The organism is Aristophania vespae (assembly GCF_009906835.1).
In the GTDB taxonomy this organism is placed as follows: domain Bacteria; phylum Pseudomonadota; class Alphaproteobacteria; order Acetobacterales; family Acetobacteraceae; genus Aristophania; species Aristophania vespae.
The window spans coordinates 1,473,749-1,492,451 of record NZ_CP047652.1 but is presented as its reverse complement, the minus strand read 5'-3'; the positions used below and the strand labels follow the sequence as shown (position 1 = coordinate 1,492,451).

The 18,703-nt window shown below is 44.7% G+C and carries 13 protein-coding genes and 3 pseudogenes; 7 read left to right on the top strand and 9 right to left on the bottom strand.

Features of this window, described 5'->3' with window-relative positions; all coding sequences use genetic code 11:
- The first annotated feature begins 31 nt into the window (after nucleotides 1–31).
- Nucleotides 32–655, top strand: a complete 624-nt coding sequence (locus GT348_RS06715) for a nitroreductase family protein (protein WP_160619039.1) — start codon at nucleotides 32–34, stop codon at nucleotides 653–655.
- Nucleotides 652–1,864: pseudogene (gene ubiM, locus GT348_RS06710) on the top strand (5-demethoxyubiquinol-8 5-hydroxylase UbiM). The gene GT348_RS06715 and the pseudogene ubiM overlap by 4 nt, the downstream one beginning before the upstream one ends.
- Here ubiM and GT348_RS06705 read toward each other — a convergent pair.
- From GT348_RS06705 to GT348_RS06690, 4 genes and pseudogenes are all read right to left on the bottom strand, one after another.
- Nucleotides 1,861–2,556, bottom strand: coding sequence for an RluA family pseudouridine synthase (locus GT348_RS06705; protein WP_236646451.1), 696 nt, complete (start codon nucleotides 2,554–2,556; stop codon nucleotides 1,861–1,863). The pseudogene ubiM and the gene GT348_RS06705 sit on opposite strands and share 4 nt — an antisense overlap.
- Before the next feature lie 49 nt (nucleotides 2,557–2,605).
- Nucleotides 2,606–5,406 (bottom strand): annotated as a pseudogene (locus GT348_RS06700) (DNA translocase FtsK).
- A gap of 295 nt (nucleotides 5,407–5,701) precedes the next feature.
- On the bottom strand, nucleotides 5,702–6,262 hold the full coding sequence (gene rsmD, locus GT348_RS06695; RefSeq protein ID WP_160619038.1) for a 16S rRNA (guanine(966)-N(2))-methyltransferase RsmD: 561 nt from the start codon (nucleotides 6,260–6,262) through the stop codon (nucleotides 5,702–5,704).
- A complete protein-coding gene (locus tag GT348_RS06690; protein WP_160619037.1) occupies nucleotides 6,259–7,047 on the bottom strand; it encodes a pseudouridine synthase in 789 nt (262 codons plus the stop codon). Before GT348_RS06690 ends, rsmD begins: the two co-directional genes overlap by 4 nt.
- A gap of 108 nt (nucleotides 7,048–7,155) precedes the next feature.
- On the opposite strand from GT348_RS06690, the gene GT348_RS06685 reads away from it, so the two are divergent.
- The gene (locus GT348_RS06685; protein ID WP_408865147.1) at nucleotides 7,156–7,650 is read left to right on the top strand and encodes a nucleoside deaminase; all 495 of its coding nucleotides are present in this window, start codon (nucleotides 7,156–7,158) and stop codon (nucleotides 7,648–7,650) included.
- Between the two features lie 15 nt (nucleotides 7,651–7,665).
- On the opposite strand, the gene GT348_RS06680 is transcribed toward GT348_RS06685, so the two are convergent.
- From GT348_RS06680 to exbB, 3 genes are read right to left on the bottom strand one after another with little or no spacing between them, the layout of a single operon-like run.
- The gene (locus GT348_RS06680; RefSeq protein ID WP_160619035.1) at nucleotides 7,666–8,496 is read right to left on the bottom strand and encodes an energy transducer TonB family protein; all 831 of its coding nucleotides are present in this window, start codon (nucleotides 8,494–8,496) and stop codon (nucleotides 7,666–7,668) included.
- On the bottom strand, nucleotides 8,493–8,960 hold the full coding sequence (gene exbD / locus GT348_RS06675; protein WP_160619034.1) for a TonB system transport protein ExbD: 468 nt from the start codon (nucleotides 8,958–8,960) through the stop codon (nucleotides 8,493–8,495). Before exbD ends, GT348_RS06680 begins: the two co-directional genes overlap by 4 nt.
- A 6-nt stretch (nucleotides 8,961–8,966) precedes the next feature.
- Nucleotides 8,967–9,707 (bottom strand): tonB-system energizer ExbB, encoded by a 741-nt coding sequence (gene exbB, locus GT348_RS06670; protein ID WP_160619033.1) that lies wholly within the window; start codon nucleotides 9,705–9,707, stop codon nucleotides 8,967–8,969.
- 156 nt (nucleotides 9,708–9,863) lie between these two features.
- On the opposite strand from exbB, the gene GT348_RS06665 reads away from it, so the two are divergent.
- From GT348_RS06665 to GT348_RS06655, 3 genes are all read left to right on the top strand, one after another.
- On the top strand, nucleotides 9,864–10,547 hold the full coding sequence (locus tag GT348_RS06665) for a Fe2+-dependent dioxygenase (protein WP_160619032.1): 684 nt from the start codon (nucleotides 9,864–9,866) through the stop codon (nucleotides 10,545–10,547).
- A 151-nt stretch (nucleotides 10,548–10,698) separates the two neighbouring features.
- Nucleotides 10,699–12,996 (top strand): TonB-dependent receptor, encoded by a 2,298-nt coding sequence (locus tag GT348_RS06660; protein ID WP_160619031.1) that lies wholly within the window; start codon nucleotides 10,699–10,701, stop codon nucleotides 12,994–12,996.
- Nucleotides 12,996–13,697 carry a tetratricopeptide repeat protein gene (locus GT348_RS06655; RefSeq protein WP_160619030.1) on the top strand — a complete coding sequence of 234 codons (702 nt, stop codon included), beginning with the start codon at nucleotides 12,996–12,998 and terminating at the stop codon, nucleotides 13,695–13,697. Before GT348_RS06660 ends, GT348_RS06655 begins: the two co-directional genes overlap by 1 nt.
- A gap of 5 nt (nucleotides 13,698–13,702) precedes the next feature.
- Here the strand turns inward: GT348_RS06655 and GT348_RS06650 are convergent, their stop codons facing one another.
- Both GT348_RS06650 and GT348_RS06645 read right to left on the bottom strand, forming a co-directional pair.
- Nucleotides 13,703–15,205, bottom strand: a complete 1,503-nt coding sequence (locus tag GT348_RS06650) for a carbohydrate porin (protein WP_201740037.1) — start codon at nucleotides 15,203–15,205, stop codon at nucleotides 13,703–13,705.
- 159 nt (nucleotides 15,206–15,364) lie between these two features.
- The gene (locus GT348_RS06645) at nucleotides 15,365–16,003 is read right to left on the bottom strand and encodes a TetR/AcrR family transcriptional regulator (protein WP_160619028.1); all 639 of its coding nucleotides are present in this window, start codon (nucleotides 16,001–16,003) and stop codon (nucleotides 15,365–15,367) included.
- 511 nt (nucleotides 16,004–16,514) lie between these two features.
- On the opposite strand from GT348_RS06645, the pseudogene GT348_RS09790 reads away from it, so the two are divergent.
- A pseudogene (locus tag GT348_RS09790) lies at nucleotides 16,515–18,661 on the top strand (membrane-bound PQQ-dependent dehydrogenase, glucose/quinate/shikimate family).
- The last annotated feature ends 42 nt before the right edge of the window (nucleotides 18,662–18,703 follow it).

Sequence of the window (18,703 nt, the reverse complement as noted above, 5' to 3'; positions counted from 1 at the left end):
TTGTTATTTTTATATCTATAAAGAGGTCTGTATGCATTCTCAATCCTTAACAGCCTCCAATCTGGACATGCTGCTTTCACGTATGTCGACTGATTCTTTGCAAGAGCCTGCCCCCAATGGTGAAATGCTGGAGCTTATTCTTGCTACGGCTTTGCGTGCTCCAGACCACGGGAAATTGCGGCCATGGCGCTATATTATTGTTGAGGGTGAAGCACGTATTGCTTTTGCACAAGAAGTCATTGCTGCTCTAAAACGTAAAGTTCCTGATCTGCCAGAAGAGAAAACAAATAAAATCATTAGTCGTTTTTCAGCCGCGCCAGCTCTCATTGCTTTAGGTATTCATTTGCGTCCTAATCATAAAATCCCTGAATTGGAGCAGATTATGACGAGTGCGGCAGGGGCGATGAATATCCTTAATGGTCTTCATGCCCAAGGGTTTGGTGGATTATGGGTTAGTGGCGCTTATTGCGATGAGCCAGAATTAATGCATAAGCTTGGTTTATCTTCTACAGATCAGTTAGCTGGAATTTTATTAGTGGGTACCCCATCTAATGATCTTAAAAAGCCTAGACGTCCTAATATTAAGGATTATGTCGCTTACTGGCAGGAGGGGGAGATCCCTTCTTTCAATGCGGATAAAGGAGAGAAAAAGTGACCAGCTTTGCCCCCTTACAGACAGAATATGACGTTATCATTGCTGGTGGGGGCCGGCGGGGCTAGCGAGTGCGCTGTCTTTTGCCCGTTCAGGATGGAAGACATGTGTTATAGAGCCTAGCCCTATTGAGACGTTGGTTAATCCATCCTTCGATGGGCGTGAAATTGCCTTAACACATCATAGCATGCATTGGCTCAAAGAGGCTGGCGTGTGGCCTTATATTGCGTCTCATGCCATTTGTCCGCTTAAAGTGGCCCGTATTGAGAGCGGCCAGGAAGGAGGGCCGTCTTTACTATTTAGCCCTCCGCAAGGGCAAGATTCTGCTGATGCGCTGGGTTTTCTAGTGGCCAATCATTTGATTCGCAAGGCTCTCTATCAGCGTTTATGTGAAGAAGAAAATGTTACTCTTCGGGCCGGCATAGCTGTGCATGATTTTAAAGCAACCCGGGACGATGTAACGCTAAATTTGACAGATAGTTCTATGCTTAAGGCGCGCTTATTAGTGGCGGCTGACGGGCGCTTTTCCAAATTGCGTGACCAGGCGGGCATTGGGGCTATCATCCACGATTTTGGGCGAAATGTACTGGTATGTCGCGTTAAACATGACGTACCTCATGATAATGTTGCCCTCCAATGGTTTGATGAAGAGCAGACTATTGCACTGCTTCCCGTATCGGATGAGGAAGGAAAGGACTGTTTTTCCTCTCTGGTATTGACCCTGCCTCCTGGTGAAATTGAACGTCTTAAATCTGTCTCGCCTGATGAATTTGGTGAGGAAGTTACAAAACGCACAAGAGAACGGCTGGGGAAACTGGTTTTGGCAAGTGGGCGCATAACTTATCCTTTAAAGGCTGTTTATGCTCATCGTTTTCATGCTCAGCGCTTTGCCCTAATTGGAGATGCTGCGGTGGGCATGCACCCTATAACGGCTCATGGTTTCAATCTGGGCCTTAAGGGGCAGGAAACTTTAGTGAAGTCTTTATTACAGGGAAGCGGTGATCCAGGGATAGACGTGCTCTGGAACGTTTTTCATATCAGCATCGTTGGAACACCGCGCCGCTTTTTGCAGCAACAAATGCCATTGCCGTCGCTTATACGCGTGATGAATTTCCGTTTCTTATTGCAAGGCGTATTGGGCTTGGGCTTGCAGAGCGTCTGACACCTTTCAAAAAGGCTGTTACCCGCTTTTTAATGGATCCGGCTGCTTAATTAAGGCCAGGCTCGAAAAGAGGAAAATCTTTGAGATAACGTGCCATAAGCGCTGAAGGTGGCGCTATGGCGCTGATATGTGTTTCCTGGACTGTAAGTTCGAGAGAGCGTGACAAAAGCTGTAAGGGCAGTCCGGGATATTCTTTGCCATAAAGATGATCTCCTAAAATAGGAGCCCCCATATGGGCTAAGTGTACACGGGCCTGGTGAGTGCGACCGGTTAAGAGCTGGAGTTCAACCCAGGTTAAGTCCTTATTCTGCCCTAAAACACGCCATAAGGTTTTAGCGTTCTGTGCCTGTGGGGTTGAGGATGTGACAGCCTTAATATGCCAGCCGGTCTTGCTCTCAGATCGTATTAAGGGCGCGGTAATCGATCCTGTCTCTGAAGGCAGATGACCTTCAATAAGGGCCCAATATGTTTTTTTCACCAAACGCTTCTCAAAGGTTTTTTGTGCCGCGATGAGAGGGGTTTTTCGCTTAGCAATAAGCAAACAACCCGAAGTTTCCTGATCAAGTCGATGAACTAACCAGGGTCCTCCTCTTTTTTGGGGTACAAAACGCGTTTCAACACTATCACGGGTTTGAGGGCCTGGATGTGAGGCAAGTCCACTTGGTTTATTAATGACCAGAAAATGATTATTTTCCCAAAGAATTGGGAGTTCTTTTCCTGGCAACATAATGTTGTGGGTCATGTTCTTTGGTGTCTAATTTTTGCTTGCTTGAGGCGTAGCAATATTTTCCCTATTCATCATCATCGTCTGATGAGTCTGCTGTTTCTCTCATTGAACGCGAGGCGAGAATTTCACGTTTACCAACGTGATTAGCCGCACTGATAATGCCTTCTCGTTCCATCTGGTCAATAATATTGGCAGCCCGGTTATAGCCAATAGAGAGGTGGCGCTGTACAAAGCTTGTAGAAGCGCGCTGTTCTCTTAAAACAAGATCAACGGCCTGTTCATAAAGGTCGTTATTGCCATCGCTATCAGAGCTCCTACTTGGGCGTGCGGGGCTTCTTCTGGCTCGTCAGCGATAACATCAGCATTATAGACTGGCTCGCCTTTCGTGCGGAGGTCAGCAACAACTGCTTCTACCTCTTCGTCACTGATAAAGGGGCCATGAACGCGGGTAATGCGTGCACCACCTTGCATAAAGAGCATATCACCGCGTCCTAAAAGTTGCTCGGCGCCCTGTTCTCCTAAAATTGTGCGACTGTCATATTTATTTGTTACCTGGAAAGAAATGCGCGTAGGAAAATTAGCTTTAATTGTGCCGGTAATTACGTCAACCGAGGGGCGTTGAGTGGCCATAATGACATGTATGCCAGAAGCACGAGCTTTTTGGGCAAGGCGTAATACTGCTGCTTCAATTTCCTTCCCCGCGACCATCATAAGGTCAGCCATTTCATCAATGACCACAACAATATAAGGAAGATGTTCAAGGGGAAGGCGATGTTCGTCAAAGACAGGTCTGCCTGTTTCAGGATCAAACCCTGTCTGTACGCGGCGTGTGGGAGCTTCTCCAGAATCGCGCAGGCGTTCAATACGGTCATTATAGCCGCTAATGTTACGTACTTGGTGGTCAGCCATTAGGCGGTAGCGACGGTCCATTTCCTGCACAGCCCATTTAAGGGCACTAACAGCTTTGGAGGGCTCCGTAACAACAGGAGTCATTAAATGCGGGATGCCGTCATAAATTGAAAGCTCAAGGATTTTGGGATCAATCATGATCAACCGGCAATCCTCTGGACTTAAGCGATAGAGTAAAGAGAGGATCATGGCGTTGATCCCCACTGATTTTCCCGATCCCGTTGTACCAGCAACGAGGAGGTGCGGCATTTTGGCAAGATCAGCATAGACGGGCTGACCTGCGATATCTTTTCCTAAAGCAAGCTTTAATTTAGCCTTGCCATCGTGCCATCCCTCGTTAAGGAGCAGTTCGGGGAAATAGACTGTATCGCGTGATGCATTGGGAACTTCAATCCCAATAACGTTACGGCCTGGCACAGTGGCAATACGTACACTCAAAACTGAGAGTGATCTTGCTATATCGTCTGAAAGTCCAATGACGCGGGAGGAGCGTACCCCAGGTGCAGGCTCAAGCTCATAAAGTGTAACTACAGGGCCTGCATGATAATCTGTAATCGTACCCTGAACACCATAATCATTTAGAACACTTTCCAAAAGACGTGCGTTGTCTTGCAGCACCTCTTCAGAGGGGCCAGTAGATTGTTGGTCTGGTAAGGGATTGAGCAGGTCTAAGGAAGGATTAGCCCAGCTCTGATATTCTGTTGCAGGTGGAGAGGCTTTATGATTTTGGGTGACAGAACCCGTATATGGGCCAGCAGGCTCACTTTTTGGTGTTATTTGCTGGGTCGTTTTTTCTTCACCTGGGGGAGCATTATATGAGGGCATGGCACTTAAGCCACGATGGATCATACGTTTAAAGAAATCGCCGTTAGGGTGAGAGTCTTCTTTTGAAGCCAGTGTTTCAGGTGCAGTGAATGTATCTTCTTCTTCGTCATCTTCGTCAATAATCACAGGGACTACGGGCGGGGTGGTGGTGTCACTCATCCTGTTTATTTGGGCCAGCTTCTCCCCATATGGATTGGTAGGCGCCTCTTTTTTTTCATTTTCACTTTTGGGGACAATAGGAATTGCCTGATCCGTTGGGGGAACACGCTCCCATGGGGCTGCTTCTTGAGTATGAGGAGGTTGAAGCCAGGTTTGGCCATCTTCAATTGCAGGCGGAAGACGTGGATCTTGACGCATAAAGTTACGTCTTAAAAAGCCAGCAGGAACACCCCCCTTGGGCGTGAATTTGTCACTATAGCGTAAGCGCGCGCCAGGTTGGGGAGTAAATAGCTTGTGCTGAGAAAAGTCTGTTTCTTTTTCATTATCAGCTTTTTTGCCGCGAGCGAGAGAGATACCCCATTTAAAGGTCGCTAAAAGAGCACTGCCTATGGCACGCCATTCATGGCTGTTTAGCCCCATGGTGATGGGAAATAAAAGAGCCAGCAGTAAGAGAGAGAGAATGAGCCCTACAGCTCCTCCAGCAGACCCCATTTCGCCAATTGTAGCATTTAAAAGGTAGTGAGCTAGTGACTGTCCCAGTTGCCCACCTAGTCCACTATCTGATGGCCAGGCAATATTAGGACCAGGTGCTAATATTTGAAAGGTGCTGATGCATAAGGCGCCAGCAGGTAAAAGTAAAAAAGCGGCTAAAAGGCGCAATATGGGCGCAGTGAGCATATGGTAGCGTACAAGCCGCCACGACCAGGCTAGTAAAATAAGAATGGGTAATGCGCTTGCCAATCCTAACCACTGGACCAGACTATCAGCGATTGTTGCCCCTGCTCTGCCTAGCAAATTGGTAGGCTGTGTACCTGTTGCCGTATTAAAAGAAGGGTCATGAGGGTTAAAGCTGAAAAGAGCTACTGCAATTGCTACTGCAATAATAAGCAGAAATAAACCGAGAATCTCCATCATGCGTGCCGATATAAGACGTGCAAAACGTGAGCCCTCTAACTCATCTGTAGAAGGAATATGGGGACCAGACGATTCAACGGGCGTTGAAGGCTTACGGCGCGCTCGTTTTAAGAAAAGCAAGACAGATCTGTCCTCTGTAATTTTTGCTGATAAAGTCCGCTATTAAAGCGCCATTTAAATATGGAATACGATTTCCTAAAATAGCGATTTTGAAGAGTGATGGGAAGTCTTATAGCGAAACCAGTTTTAAAGTCAGTTTAACAAGAAATGAGTTTGTGAAAATATCAGGCTGTCAGAGCTCATTCAGAGCAGGATATTAAAATAAAAAATATCAGAAGTTACAAATTTTTATTTATCCCTGATGAAACCAAAAACGGACTTCTGCTATACCAATTTGTCGCTTGAGTATAAGCTTTTCAGGTTCATGCAACAAATCTTCGGTCTGGTGTTCAGTCTCTGCAATTATAAGGGCTTTTTCAGCAAGCCACCCTTTTTGAGAAAGGGCCCTAAGAGCCTGGGGAACCAGAGCTTTATGGTAAGGTGGATCCAAAAAAACCAAATTATGTTTCATGCGGGCTGGAGGAGGGTTTATTGTATCACATCGCAAAATTTGGGTTTGATCTTCAACGCGGCAGGCACGTACGTTATCGTGTAAAATAGCGGCTGCTTGACGTGATTTTTCAATAAAGCTTGCGAATTTTGCCCCTCGGGACAGGGCTTCTAGTCCAAGAGCTCCTGTTCCGGCAAATCCATCTAAAATACAGGCCCGCTCTAATGCCTCTCGGCCGTACCAAGAGGCATGCATAAGATGGTCGAAAATGATTTGCCTTGTTCTTTGAGAGGTTGGGCGGGTATTTTGCCCTGTTGGCGCGCGCAGGGTGCGCCCCCGGAAGCGGCCAGCAATGATTTTCATTTCGTGCGCTTTTTTGCCGCTTTAATGCCGTCATTCACAAAAGGAATTTGCTCAGCAAGAACTTTGCCTGCGACTTCTTCTATGTCTCCTGCTTTTAAAGAGCCAAGCATGAAGGGACCGTAAGAGAGGCGGATAAGCCGGCTAACATGCAGGTTCATACCTAACATGACACGCCGAATTTCGCGGTTTTTGCCTTCTTTAAGGCTGACAGTCAGCCAGGAATTATCACCTTTGGTAGAATCAAGAACAGCATGAATAGGGCCGTATTTTACACCTTCAAACTCAGATCCCTTGGCCAGATCTGCGAGTCGCTTGGGATCAACCAAACCAAAAACGCGCACTCTGTAGCGACGCACCCATTGCCGCGATGGCAACTCTAATTCACGAGCTAAAGCGCCATCATTAGTAAGAAGGAGCAATCCCTCGGAGTTTAAGTCAAGCCGTCCGACACTAACGACACGGGGCATTCCTTCGGGAAGAGAAGCAAAGACGGTTGGCCTTTCTTGTGGGTCATGATGAGTAGTGACAAGACCTGTGGGTTTATAATAACGCCATAAACGCGTACGTTGCGGGGGTTCTATAATTTTCCCATCAACTCTAAGAATATCACCTGACTGAACGAAGGTTGCAGGATGCGTAACCTTCTCATTATTAAGAATGACTCGTCCATCTTCAATCATATGTTCGACGGCCCTACGGCTGGCAACGCCGCAACGTGCAAGGACTTTGGCGATACGTTCGCCACGTTCAGAATTCAAAGAGGAAGAAGGAGAAATTTTATTCATAAAATGCACATACCGCGCGTTTTTAGTCAAAGCAACGGGCTTCTTTTTCATCCATATTAATATTGGTTGTTATAGTAACTATAATAGCTAAGAAAAAACCGGTATTTAATGGCCATGTATCGCGATAAATCAAAGAAAAATTTTTCTGTTTCCTCATGGCAGGAGGCAATGGAAAAAGCGCTTTTTTTAGCACATGAAGGTGCTAGGGCTGGTGAAGTGCCTATCGGTGCTTTGGTTCTTGATGAAAAAGGCTGTCTTCTTTCTCAGGCACATAATTTAGTAGAAAAAAATCATGATGCCTCGGCTCATGCTGAAATTTTGGCCTTGCGAGATGCGTCACGACTTTTGAAAACGCCTCGTCTGACTGGCTGCACACTTATTGTAACGTTAGAACCTTGTATAATGTGTGCAGCCTCCATAAGCCATTTTCGCCTTCATAGGCTTGTTTATGGGGCTTATGATCCTAAAGGAGGGGGTGTTGATCACGGGCCGCGCTTATTTCAAATGGCTGGTTGTTTGCATAGGCCAAAAGAGATTATTAGCGGTTTTCGTGAAACCGATTCAGCGCATTTGCTAAAACAGTTTTTTAAAGCAAAGCGCTGATCGGAATTTATTTTTTCAATGAATATAAAACTCGATTGGTACAGTCAGGGTAATGACGTTTCCTTTTACCGTATCCGGGGGAGGTGGTAGAGGTTCGGCTCGTTTTGGTAACGACAAAGCCTCTTCATCTAAAAGGGAATGGCCGGATTTTTTGGCTAATTTGACAGAAATAATTTTGCCATTGCGGTCCATTGAGAATGTAACATGGGGTACACCTTCCTGGTCACTTTCCATTGCTTCAGAAGGGTAACGCTTAAATTTTTCAAGACGCCCTAAAACTGCGCCCTGCCATGTTACGAGATTATGAGATGTCTTTGCAGATGAGTGGCCCGGTGCTGGTGCTGCTTGTGATGGCGCTGGAGGAGCTTCTGTAGAGGGAGGAGCCGTTGTTGTTTCTGCTGGAGGTGTATTTTTAGGAGGTAATTTTTTTACCACAGGCAAGGGTTTGCGTTTTTTAACAACCTTGTGTGGTTTTTGCGCTTTCGGAACCGCTATGGGTGGGTTAGGTGCAGGTGATGGCGGGGCAGATATTTCAGGTGTTTTTTGCTCTGCTGCCTCAGATTGGGACTGGGTTTGCTGAGGGCCAAGTGCAACATCTTGGGGCGGCGTGGTTACAGACATAGGTGTCATATCAATAGCGATTGCCGCAGGTGGCGGTTCATCTATGATAATTTCTGGGGGAGAGACATGCATGGCCCACCAGAGAAGTGCGGCGCCGATAGTTAAGACCGCTATAAAAGAACTGCCCCACAAAAGAATATCTTCACGCTTACTCTGCTTGATAAGGCTTTTTTGCCAATCAAGAAAACTTGTCGCAATGAGTTCTTTTTCTGCCGTGCTATTCACTTTGTGCTCACGGATGAAGAATTTTCTGAAGGGTCTTCTTGTCCCTGAAGGTTAACAAGCGCCACTTTAAGGTAACCCTCTTTGCGGAGCTTATTCATTACGCTCATAAGGGTGCCGTAATCTACAATTTTGTCGGCACGAAGGAAAATACGCTCTTCTTTATTGCCTTTGGTTGCTGTTTCTAAAGCGCTTGGCAGTGCGTCGACACTAATGTCATCGTCTCCTAACGCTAAGCCATGATCGGCTTTGACAGTAAGAAAAACTGGATGATCGGGACGCGGTGCTGGTTTTTCAGTTGAAGATGGTAGATCAACAGGTACATTTACAGTTGTTAAAGGAGCTGTAACCATAAAAATTACAAGTAGTACCAGAACTACATCAATAAAGGGTGTGACGTTTATCTCACTGGTCTCACCTTTGTTAAAATGTTGTCCGGTCTCATCAGCATGACGAATGCGAATCATGCCTGGTTACTCCCCAGCGTGGCGTGACAAATTAAAAGGGACGACTCGCCCATTAGGAAATAGATGCTGTTTTTGGCTTAAATCACGAGAAATCAGGCGCATAATAAGGGCTGTCAAATCAGCTATCTGTGCACGACAGGAGGCAGTTTTGCGTGCCAAATGATTATAAATAATAACTGCCGGTATCGCTGCAACAAGCCCTAAGGCTGTGGCGAGCAGGGCTTCGGCAATGCCTGGGGCAACAACGGCGAGGCTAGTGGCCTTACTGGCTGCAATGCCTGTGAATGAGGTCATAATACCCCAAACTGTACCGAATAAACCTATAAAAGGTGCAGTAGCTCCCGTGGTTGCCAGAAAGGATGTACCTCTCATGAGCTTACGTCCTTCAGCGGCTTCTAATCGTTCCAGATGAAGAACAATGCGTTCTTTTATACCCTCACTATCATCAAAAAGCTCTTTAGAGCGGATGCGTTCAGCTTCGGCGGCCATAATAAGCGTTTGGGCTATTCTGCTCTCTAATGTCTCATCTTTTATCATGTCAAAAGTAGAGGCTTTTTCAATCTGCTGCTCTGCTTTTTGAAGTTTAAGCCTCACACATATGAGTTCGACTGATTTGGCGATGAATATGGTCCAACTAAGCACACTAGCAATGACCAGGATGATCATCACACCCTGCACAAGGGATCCCGCATTGAGAAACATCTCCCAGGGGGAAAAAGGAACTGAAGATGCAGGAGTGGCAGGCATAAGGCAGTTGATCTCCGAAAATTGCTTTTCGTGGTTTGAGGAGCGCCGTTTGAAAAGGCGCTAAAAACTCTATGGACTAAATATCTTTATTGTGCAACTAAGAATCGTTTGCAAGTGAAATTGCATAATATGGTTTTGGGTCTCAGAGGAGGGGTGATGCTTATCCATATTCCCAATATTTTATCGCCGGAGGAAGTCGCCTATTTTCGTCAGAGGCTTGAAGCTGATAAGTGGGTTGATGGAAAAATTACGGCAGGCGAGCAGTCAGCTAAAGCAAAATTAAACTTGCAAATCCCTCAGGATTCTAAAGTGAGTCGTGAGTTAGGAACTCTGCTTTTAAAAGCTCTTGCCCGAAGCGATATTTTTACGAGTGCAGCTTTACCTTTGCGGGTTTTCCCTCCTCTTTTTAACCGATATGATACTGGCATGAAATTCGACACTCACGTCGATAATGCAATTCGTCCCGATCCCGAAACGGGTTTTCGCATTCGGACAGACGTTTCATCCACATTATTTTTAACTGAACCTGAAGATTATGATGGTGGAGAGCTTGTTATCGAAGACACATATGGCACGCATCAGGTTAAACTACCTGCTGGGGATCTTGTGCTTTATCCTTCTACAAGTCTGCATAGTGTGAGTCCTGTCACCAGAGGGAGCCGCTGGGCTTCGTTTTTCTGGACACAGTCCATGGTAAAAGATGATGGAATGCGCAGTCTCTTATATGAATTTGACCAGTCTATACGGTCTGCCCGTCAGTTATTACCTGATGATAACCGCGCTATTTTAGGTTTTACGTCTGTCTACCATAATTTAGTTCGTAGGTGGGCTGAGCTTTAAAAGACACAGTTTAACGGAAAGTTTTTTCACAACGTAAAATTTTATGATCGATTCTAGTTGAGAATAACTCTTAATCTCATTATAGGAATTTAGGTTACTTATTTTTAATGTCTTAACAAGTTAGGGAATGGTTTCATTCTGGGGAGAGACAATGGAGCGGTTTAGCAAGACATATAAGCCGGCAGTGCGTTTTGGGGCGGCTGTGGTTTTGGGTGTAACAGCTGGTATTAGTTTAACTGAGAGCGAAGCTGAAGCTCAGAAATTAGAGACTGATCCTGCTGCGAATGATGAAAGCATAAAGCTGCCTTCATTGCGTGTGCGTGGTGAAAATAAGCAGGAAAATGATATCCCGAATATTAATGCTACAAAGCTTGATATTGGTCGTATGCCTCTTTCTGTGCGTGACACACCTCAAGTTATTAATGTCGTTCCAAAAGAGATTATTAAAGAGCAACGTCTTTATACATTAGACCAGGCTTTGGCTAACGTTCCTGGCATTACCCTTTCAAGTGGCGAGGGGCGCGGGGGACTCAATGGTGACCAGTTTCGTATACGTGGGCAACAAGCCAGGGGTGATATTTATACAGATGGTTTAAAAGATTTTGGTACTTATACACGCGATATTTTCGATGTTGAAAATGTAGAGGTTATTAAAGGCCCTGCGGGTGAATATTTTGGGGCTGCTAACTTAGGGGGATTAATTAATGAATCCCTTAAAAAAGCGCGTTCAGGAACATTTTATAATTTTGATCAAAGCTTTGGTAATGGCGACATGTATCGCGGCCAAGGCGATGTGAACTATCAAATTAATCACGATGTCGCTCTGCGTGTTAACGGGATGTATAATAGGAGCGGTGTTGTTGGGCGTGATTATGTTTATTCAAATCGCTATGGCTCAGCAGTTGATCTAGGATTGGGTTTACATAGTAAGACATCCTGGCATCTAAACTGGCGCTGGCTTCATACTGATGCGATGCCTGATTATGGTGTTGGCATGATCAAAATGCCAAATGGCAGGTATAAGCCTATTACAAGTGCAGGTCTTGATCGTAACACGACTTATGCTCGTGATGCTGATCGTGACAATTCTGATATTCATAGTTTGACATCAAGTCTTAAATCAGAACTGTCTTCCTGGTTTACATTAACCAACAGCACGCGTTTTACACATTACGAGCGTAATTACGGTGCTACATCTGTTGGGGCTTGTAGCACTCCTCAATGTGTTAATGACTTTTTAAATGGTGGTAATCCAGCAACAAGATATACTGCTGTGGGTGGTACAGCCTATCTTTCAAAGGGATGGGGCGTAGAAAATGTTATTATGGGTAACGCCCGTTTCAAAACAGCAATGATTAAACATGATTTGAAGTTTGGCGTTGACGTCAATTACCAGGATGAAGACCGTTATGCGGGAACATGGTATGGGCGTGTTAATAATCAGACGATCAGAAATCCTTCTCATTCATCTAATGGGGCCTATATCCGCTTTCCAGACTCTAAAAAAGCAAATTCAGATCAACGCGATGTCGGATTATTCTTATCTGACCATATTCAGCTAACCAAACAATTAGCCCTTTTTGGAACAGTGCGTTGGGATGCATTTACGTCCAGTATTAAAGGTTACCAACTCAACCCAGAATATGTACCACGTCAAAGACAAAGTGCTGACCGTTGGAGTCCCTCAGGAAGTATTGTTTATACCCCGTTTAAAGACTCATCTTTTTACTTCACCTTCTCGCGTTCATATAAACCTATTGGTACAGACATTTCTTCTCAGGTTACGATCATACAGGATGATACGCCGCAAAATGGTGCTGATTATAACCCACAACGTAGTGACTTATTTGAATTTGGGAATAAAACCGATTTCTTCAATAAACGTTTAGGGCTTGGCGTTGCGTTCTTCCAGATCAATCAAAGTAATTCCTATTATTATAACGAGGCGGGAGATGTGGTCTCAGGTTTTATTGATTCTGGTGTTGGTCTGCGTACTCGTGGTGTCGAAGTTAGTTTAAGCGGTAAAATCACAGATAACTGGGATATATATGGTGCCTATTCCTGGATGGATAGCAAAATCAAGCTTAAACAGGGCTCAGAATATCACGGCAAGGAAGCCGCTGGTGCGCCACGTAATAACTTCTCTTTATGGACGTCATATGACCTATCAAGTCATCTCTTTGATCCGGCCTATGGGCACCTGAAAATAGCAGGTGGAGCACAATATTCCTCAGCAAGTTGGGCCAATGGTGACTTTGATAACGTAGCCCGGATTCCTTACCAATTCTCATTAAATGGGATGGTTTCATGGGAAACAGAGCGTTATCGTGTTTCACTTAATGCAACTAACCTTACCAACCATTTGAATTATGCGTCTTCTTTCAGCACAAGCCGTGCTACGCCGGCTCCAGGGCGTGCTTTTATTGGCAATGTGGGTCTTTCTTTCTAATGAAAGATGGTCGTGAGATGGGGGCTTGTGCCCCCAGCTTAAAAGATCTTGATCACGTAGAGCTACAGCTCTTATTAGGGCAAATATCTCTTAATAAGGGTGATGATCGTCATGCTTTTGAGATGTTTGCCCTGGCGGCACGTAGTGGTCGAGCTAAGGCTTTGAATATGCTTGGCCGTGCCTATGAACGAGGATGGGGTGTAAAGCGTAATCCCACACAGGCAATAAAATATTTTGATTATGCGGCGCAAAAAGGTGAGGGATGGGCCAACTTTAATTTAGCTGATCTTTATCTTTCTGGTGATGGTGTGGCTTGTGATCCTAAGCAGGCTTTTGCCCATTATGTCCTTGCTGCCCAGAGAGGGGTTAATAAAGCGCTCAATATGCTGGGTATTTTGCATGAGCAGGGAATGGTTACCGGTAAAAAAGATTTTGATGCGGCCTGTCTTTATTTTACCGCTGGTGCCGAAGGAGGAGACTGTTGGGCGGCCTTTAATAGGGGCCGCCTGGCTGCCGAGAAAAAAGAATATAATGACGCATCCTTTTGGTTAAGACGGTCATTATCGCTGGAATTTCCAGGAAGCTGCTATGCGATAAAGGACTATTTGGAAAACACACCTTCAAAAATACTGCATAGCATTTTATGCGAAGTTAATGCTTATTTGGCTCAGAAACATCAAGAAGTCCAAATATCGCCATAAATATCTCAGAGATCAGCCTGGAAACGGAACCCTGTTACAAGAGCGGTTTTATAATAATTCCCGGCATCTGGACGAAAAATAATCTGACAATCAGGCACGAATTTAAGACCATGGGAGAACTGAAACCCATAGTTAAATTCCAGGACATGCGTATTTGTTTCAATTGCTTTTACCCCATTTCTCAAGGGTAAACCTATAGAAGCTTGAAGTCTTTGTGTTTTGGTAAGGTTGGGATTTACGATAAGCTCTGACCAGAATATGGAGCTATAGTCACCTGGTCGACCTGGCATGAAATGTTGAGCAACAAACCCTGCGGTAAAATCATGACGAAATGGCAAAGACGTTCCGCTTGAGCCGGTAATAATGGTCATAAACATAATGCCATCACGTGGGCCAGGTCCCAGGCGATAAAGCATTTGGTCACCCCCAATATACCAGGCACCGCGCTGTTTTTCGATGCGTGCTGGCAAGTTTGATGTAACGATCGGTCTGCCATTGATGGAGCGATATAGGTCCTTATTATCTGAGGTATCAATGTAACCCCCAATTTTATAGTGACCTGGTAAGTGGTCTTTTCCCCAACTTGGGTTCCATCCAATTTCCATAGGGATAACAACCCCTAGCGAATTTGTCGTGATATAGAACCCCGAATTACCACCATCTTTTTTAGTGGCCTGAAATAGACCGGCGCGTATATAAACCGTTTTTATGGGGTCATATTCAATTTGGGCTCCCAAATTAGCAAAGGGCCAGGACCGCCAATGAGACGATACTGAAACACCAGTCGGGTGCGAGCATGTTACGTTATCAAGGGCATAACATCCCAGCGGAAACGAGCCAAAGCTCATATTAGGAGGGTAATAGCCGGCTGTTACAATAATTTGGTCATTTGCAAGTTTTTGTTGCAAATAAAGCTGGACTAGGTGGTACAGCACATTGCCGCCTACACCATATGATTGTTGGGGCTCGAATAAAGTTAAGTCACTAATATAGTCTTTTGCGACATCACGCCCGGCACGCTGCACCCCAAGCATACGAAAACTAAGGCCTTTTGCGCCTATTAATTTCTCTAAATCTACATCGGTGGCCATAATAATCTGATGAGCATAATCTATGCCTGCTCGCCGTCCTCCCGCGACATTGGCGAGGGTTTCAGTCATATAGGTAAGAGTTAGGTCAATTCCTTTATCGGCGAGCCAGTCTCTCATTCCATACATATTGCCAAAAAGCTTATTGTCAAAAGAATGTTTGGATGGCGCAGTAGATGGTGCTTTCAATGTGATTTTATATGGATTTTTTATTTCCTGAGCCTGAGCCTGAGCCTGAGCCTGAGCCTGAGCCTGAGCCTGAGCCTGAGCCTGAGATAAATTGCCCATCACAAGAAAGAGACTTGTTAGAAAAGAAAAGGCAATTGATTTCGTAAAATGCGTTTTCTGAATCATGAAGTTATAAATAGCATGTGGGGCATAGTGACTGTTTGAGCCATTAAAAGCATGGAATTTTAACATCTTTTGACAGAAAATCATTAAGGACACATCTTACCGGCTGGTTAACGAAATAACTATCTAGTTAGTTATAGAAATGCCGACAAGCTATAAAGAAAAAAGCTGAAAGTCACACTTTTGTGATGCAAATCTTAAAATTGCACTAAAAATAAATGTCTATTATCAAGCCGCACTCGTCATATAGGCTCTGACGCTATCTTTGATCATTTGCCGATGGCGCTTGCTGTTAACGGCATTCAGGGTATTTAACCCAAGAACAGAACTGACAGTAGATGCGTTGCTTATACGGTAAAAGCTGAATGACGTGTAAAGAATATGTAGATCAACTGGCGTGATATCACGTTTAAATATACCACTTTCACAGCCTCTACGTATTATGTCGCCTAAGGTAAGTAAAATAACATAGCTTATAGTACTATCAATTCCGGTTTGGCGTAAATATTCTGCATTATTAATATTTTCGATCATTACAATGCGGACGAAGTCACTATGTTGTTCGTGATAATCTATTGTAAAATCAATGATTCGTTCCAGGGCTGCGATTGGGTCAAGCTCTGAAAGTGACAGGTCTTGTTCTTCAGCACGGAGACAAGGGTAAATTCGTTCTAATACCGCTTTATACAAACCTTCTTTATCTTTGAAATAATAATAGATCATGCCCTTAGTTGTGTTCATTTCCTTGGCGATTCTGTCTACGCGAGCGCCAGCAAGGCCAAATTTTGCAAATTCTTTTAGTGCTACATCCAGGATATTTTGCCTGGTTTGGTCTGAATCACGTATGTGAGAAAAATGTTCTACCATGACCTTCTCTTTCATTATCAAGGTAAATGAAAGCTGTTTCTGGCTGTAGCGTTATCACATTCTATATGGTCACGACAATTTGAAGTCTTGGCCTTAATATATTATTTGGTTCAGCTTGTGAGCTGTCATATGCACTAGAAACTAAATAGTTAGTCAGTTAATGTGGTGAAAATTATTATTTTTTGGTTAAAAGATTTTACCACAGGGTTAGGAGAAGATAGTGCCACCGTCTGCTCGTTTGTTTACGCGCCTTAATTTATTTTTAACTTGGGTTCTTGCAGCTGTATTAGGGCTAACGGGGCTTTATTTCCTTATAGGGGGAGGGTGGTTGCTCTCTCTGGGAGGAAGTTCGTATTTTATTTTAGAGAGCATCATTTTGTTTCTCTCATCTGCTTATCTTATTAAGCGGAGTGATAAAGCATTTTGGCTCTTTTTGTTCTTTTATGTCACAAGTGTGATATGGGCCATTTGGGATGCAGGCTTCGATTTTTGGCCATTAATTTCCCGCTTAATGATGCCTTCTGTCCTATTGCTCGTTTTTTTCATCGTGCTTCCTTATTTGAGACAGGCTCGTGGAAAAAAAGAAGCTAGAAAATTATCCTGGGCAGGTGCATGGCTAACAGCTCTAGGTTTGTTAGTGACAGTCTGGGGGATGTTTGTACCACATCCTCCTGTGGCTGGCCCGTTAACTGGGTTTCCCTTATCCCAGGCAAAAGATGGCCAGGGTGATTGGTCTTCTTACGGACGTGATGAAGGTGGCAGCCGTTACGTTCCCTTTTCAGAGATTAATCTCAAGAATGTTTCAAAGCTTCACAAGGCTTGGGTTTTCCGTACAGGTGATATTGCCATAAGCCCTGATGGCAATGGTGCAGAAGATCAGCAAACGCCATTACAAATTGGGGATAAAATATTCCTTTGCACACCCCATAATAATGTAATTGCTGTGGATGTTGATACGGGAAAATCAATCTGGAAAGCAGCCATTAACAGCAAATCCAAGATTTGGCAGCGTTGCCGTGGCTTGGCTTATTATGATGTGGCAACAGCTCCAAAAGAGAGTGGCAACACAGACGGCACCTCATTGAGTTCGGCTCCTAAATCCGACGTTCAGCCATCACAAACGCAATGTCAGCGTAGACTATTTGTAAATACAACAGATGCTCGCTTAATTGCGTTAGATGCTGATAATGGCTCACTTTGTGAAGATTTTGGGGATAAAGGTACAGTTGACCTTCTGCAAGGTTTAGGAGCTGCACCAGATCCACAATATCAGGTAACATCGCCACCAATCGCTGCTGGTAAAACAGTTGTCGTTGGGGGACGCGTTGCTGACAATGTCAGTACTGATATGCCTGGGGGAGTCATTCGCGGTTACGATGTCATGACTGGGAAGCTGGCTTGGGCTTTTGATGCTCGTAACCCTGATCCTAATCATAAATTAGCACCGGGTGAGACTTACCGCCGTAGTTCTGCTAATTCTTGGGCTCCCATGTCTTATGACAGCTCAATGAATGTTGTTTTTATCCCTATGGGGAGCTCATCTGTTGATCTTTGGGGTGTGCCTCGTACAGCCGAAGACCATAAATATGCGACTTCTATTTTAGCGTTAGATGCGAACACGGGCAAAGAGCGTTGGGTTTATCAAACAGTCCATAATGATCTATGGGACTTTGATATTCCTATGCAGCCTTCTTTAATTGATGTTCCAACTGCAGAAGGGAAAAAAGCCGCGGTCGTATTCGGTACAAAAGCCGGTCAGATTTTTGTTCTGGATCGCCATACAGGCAAACCCTTAACAGATGTGAAAGAACTTCCTGTTCCTTCAGCTGATATTCCTGGAGAGCAATATTCAAAAACTCAGCCTTTCTCAGTTGGTATGCCCCAGATTGGAGCAGGACCTCTTACTGAGTCTGATATGTGGGGGCTACACCTTTTGATCAGCTGGCCTGTCGCATTTCCTTTAAATCAATGCGCTATTCAGGGTTATTTACCCCTCCAGGAACAGATACGTCACTAAGCTTTCCTGGCTCTCTGGGTGGTATGAACTGGGGCGGAATTTCAGCAGACCCAGAACATAATTATATCTTTGTCAATGATATGCGCCTTGGGTTGTGGGTGCGCATGGTTAAAAATTCTGGCCCCGTGGCGGCAGAAAATGAAGGTGGCGAATCAGTCAATGCAGGTATGGGAGCTGTGCCTTTAAAAGGAACACCCTATTCTGTTGTGAAAAACCGCTTTATGTCTCCATTGCAAATTCCTTGCCAGAAGCCTCCTTTTGGTACGCTTTCAGCAATTGATATGAAGAGTCATAAAATTGTGTGGCAAGTACCTGTCGGCACAGTGCAGGATACAGGACCTTTTGGTATTAAAATGCACGCAAAAATGCCCGTCGGTATGCCAACTTTGGGGGGTACTCTAACCACAAAAGGCGGTCTTGTTTTCATTGCTGGTACTCAAGATTATTATTTGAGAGCTTTTGACAGTGCGACAGGTAAGGAAGTCTGGAAGGCACGTTTACCTGTAGGAAGCCAGGGTGGACCAATGTCTTACATATCGCCCAAGACCCATAAGCAGTATATTTTGATTTCAGCCGGAGGCGCTCGCCAATCTCCTGACCGCGGAGATTATGTCATCGCTTATAGACTGGATGATAAATAACGACCTTTTTAAATAGGATTTGCAGAGAACCCGCTCAAAAGA

Bases quoted from the DNA above. Each gene is read 5' to 3' on its own strand.
- GT348_RS06715 (WP_160619039.1), top strand. From the start codon at position 32: ATGCATTCTCAATCCTTAACAGCCTCCAATCTGGACATGCTGCTTTCA.
- GT348_RS06705 (WP_236646451.1), bottom strand. From the start codon at position 2,556: ATGACCCACAACATTATGTTGCCAGGAAAAGAACTCCCAATTCTTTGG.
- rsmD (WP_160619038.1), bottom strand. From the start codon at position 6,262: ATGAAAATCATTGCTGGCCGCTTCCGGGGGCGCACCCTGCGCGCGCCA.
- GT348_RS06690 (WP_160619037.1), bottom strand. From the start codon at position 7,047: ATGAATAAAATTTCTCCTTCTTCCTCTTTGAATTCTGAACGTGGCGAA.
- GT348_RS06685 (WP_408865147.1), top strand. From the start codon at position 7,156: ATGGCCATGTATCGCGATAAATCAAAGAAAAATTTTTCTGTTTCCTCA.
- exbD (WP_160619034.1), bottom strand. From the start codon at position 8,960: ATGATTCGCATTCGTCATGCTGATGAGACCGGACAACATTTTAACAAA.
- exbB (WP_160619033.1), bottom strand. From the start codon at position 9,707: ATGCCTGCCACTCCTGCATCTTCAGTTCCTTTTTCCCCCTGGGAGATG.
- GT348_RS06665 (WP_160619032.1), top strand. From the start codon at position 9,864: ATGCTTATCCATATTCCCAATATTTTATCGCCGGAGGAAGTCGCCTAT.
- GT348_RS06660 (WP_160619031.1), top strand. From the start codon at position 10,699: ATGGAGCGGTTTAGCAAGACATATAAGCCGGCAGTGCGTTTTGGGGCG.
- GT348_RS06655 (WP_160619030.1), top strand. From the start codon at position 12,996: ATGAAAGATGGTCGTGAGATGGGGGCTTGTGCCCCCAGCTTAAAAGAT.
- GT348_RS06650 (WP_201740037.1), bottom strand. From the start codon at position 15,205: ATGTTAAAATTCCATGCTTTTAATGGCTCAAACAGTCACTATGCCCCA.
- GT348_RS06645 (WP_160619028.1), bottom strand. From the start codon at position 16,003: ATGGTAGAACATTTTTCTCACATACGTGATTCAGACCAAACCAGGCAA.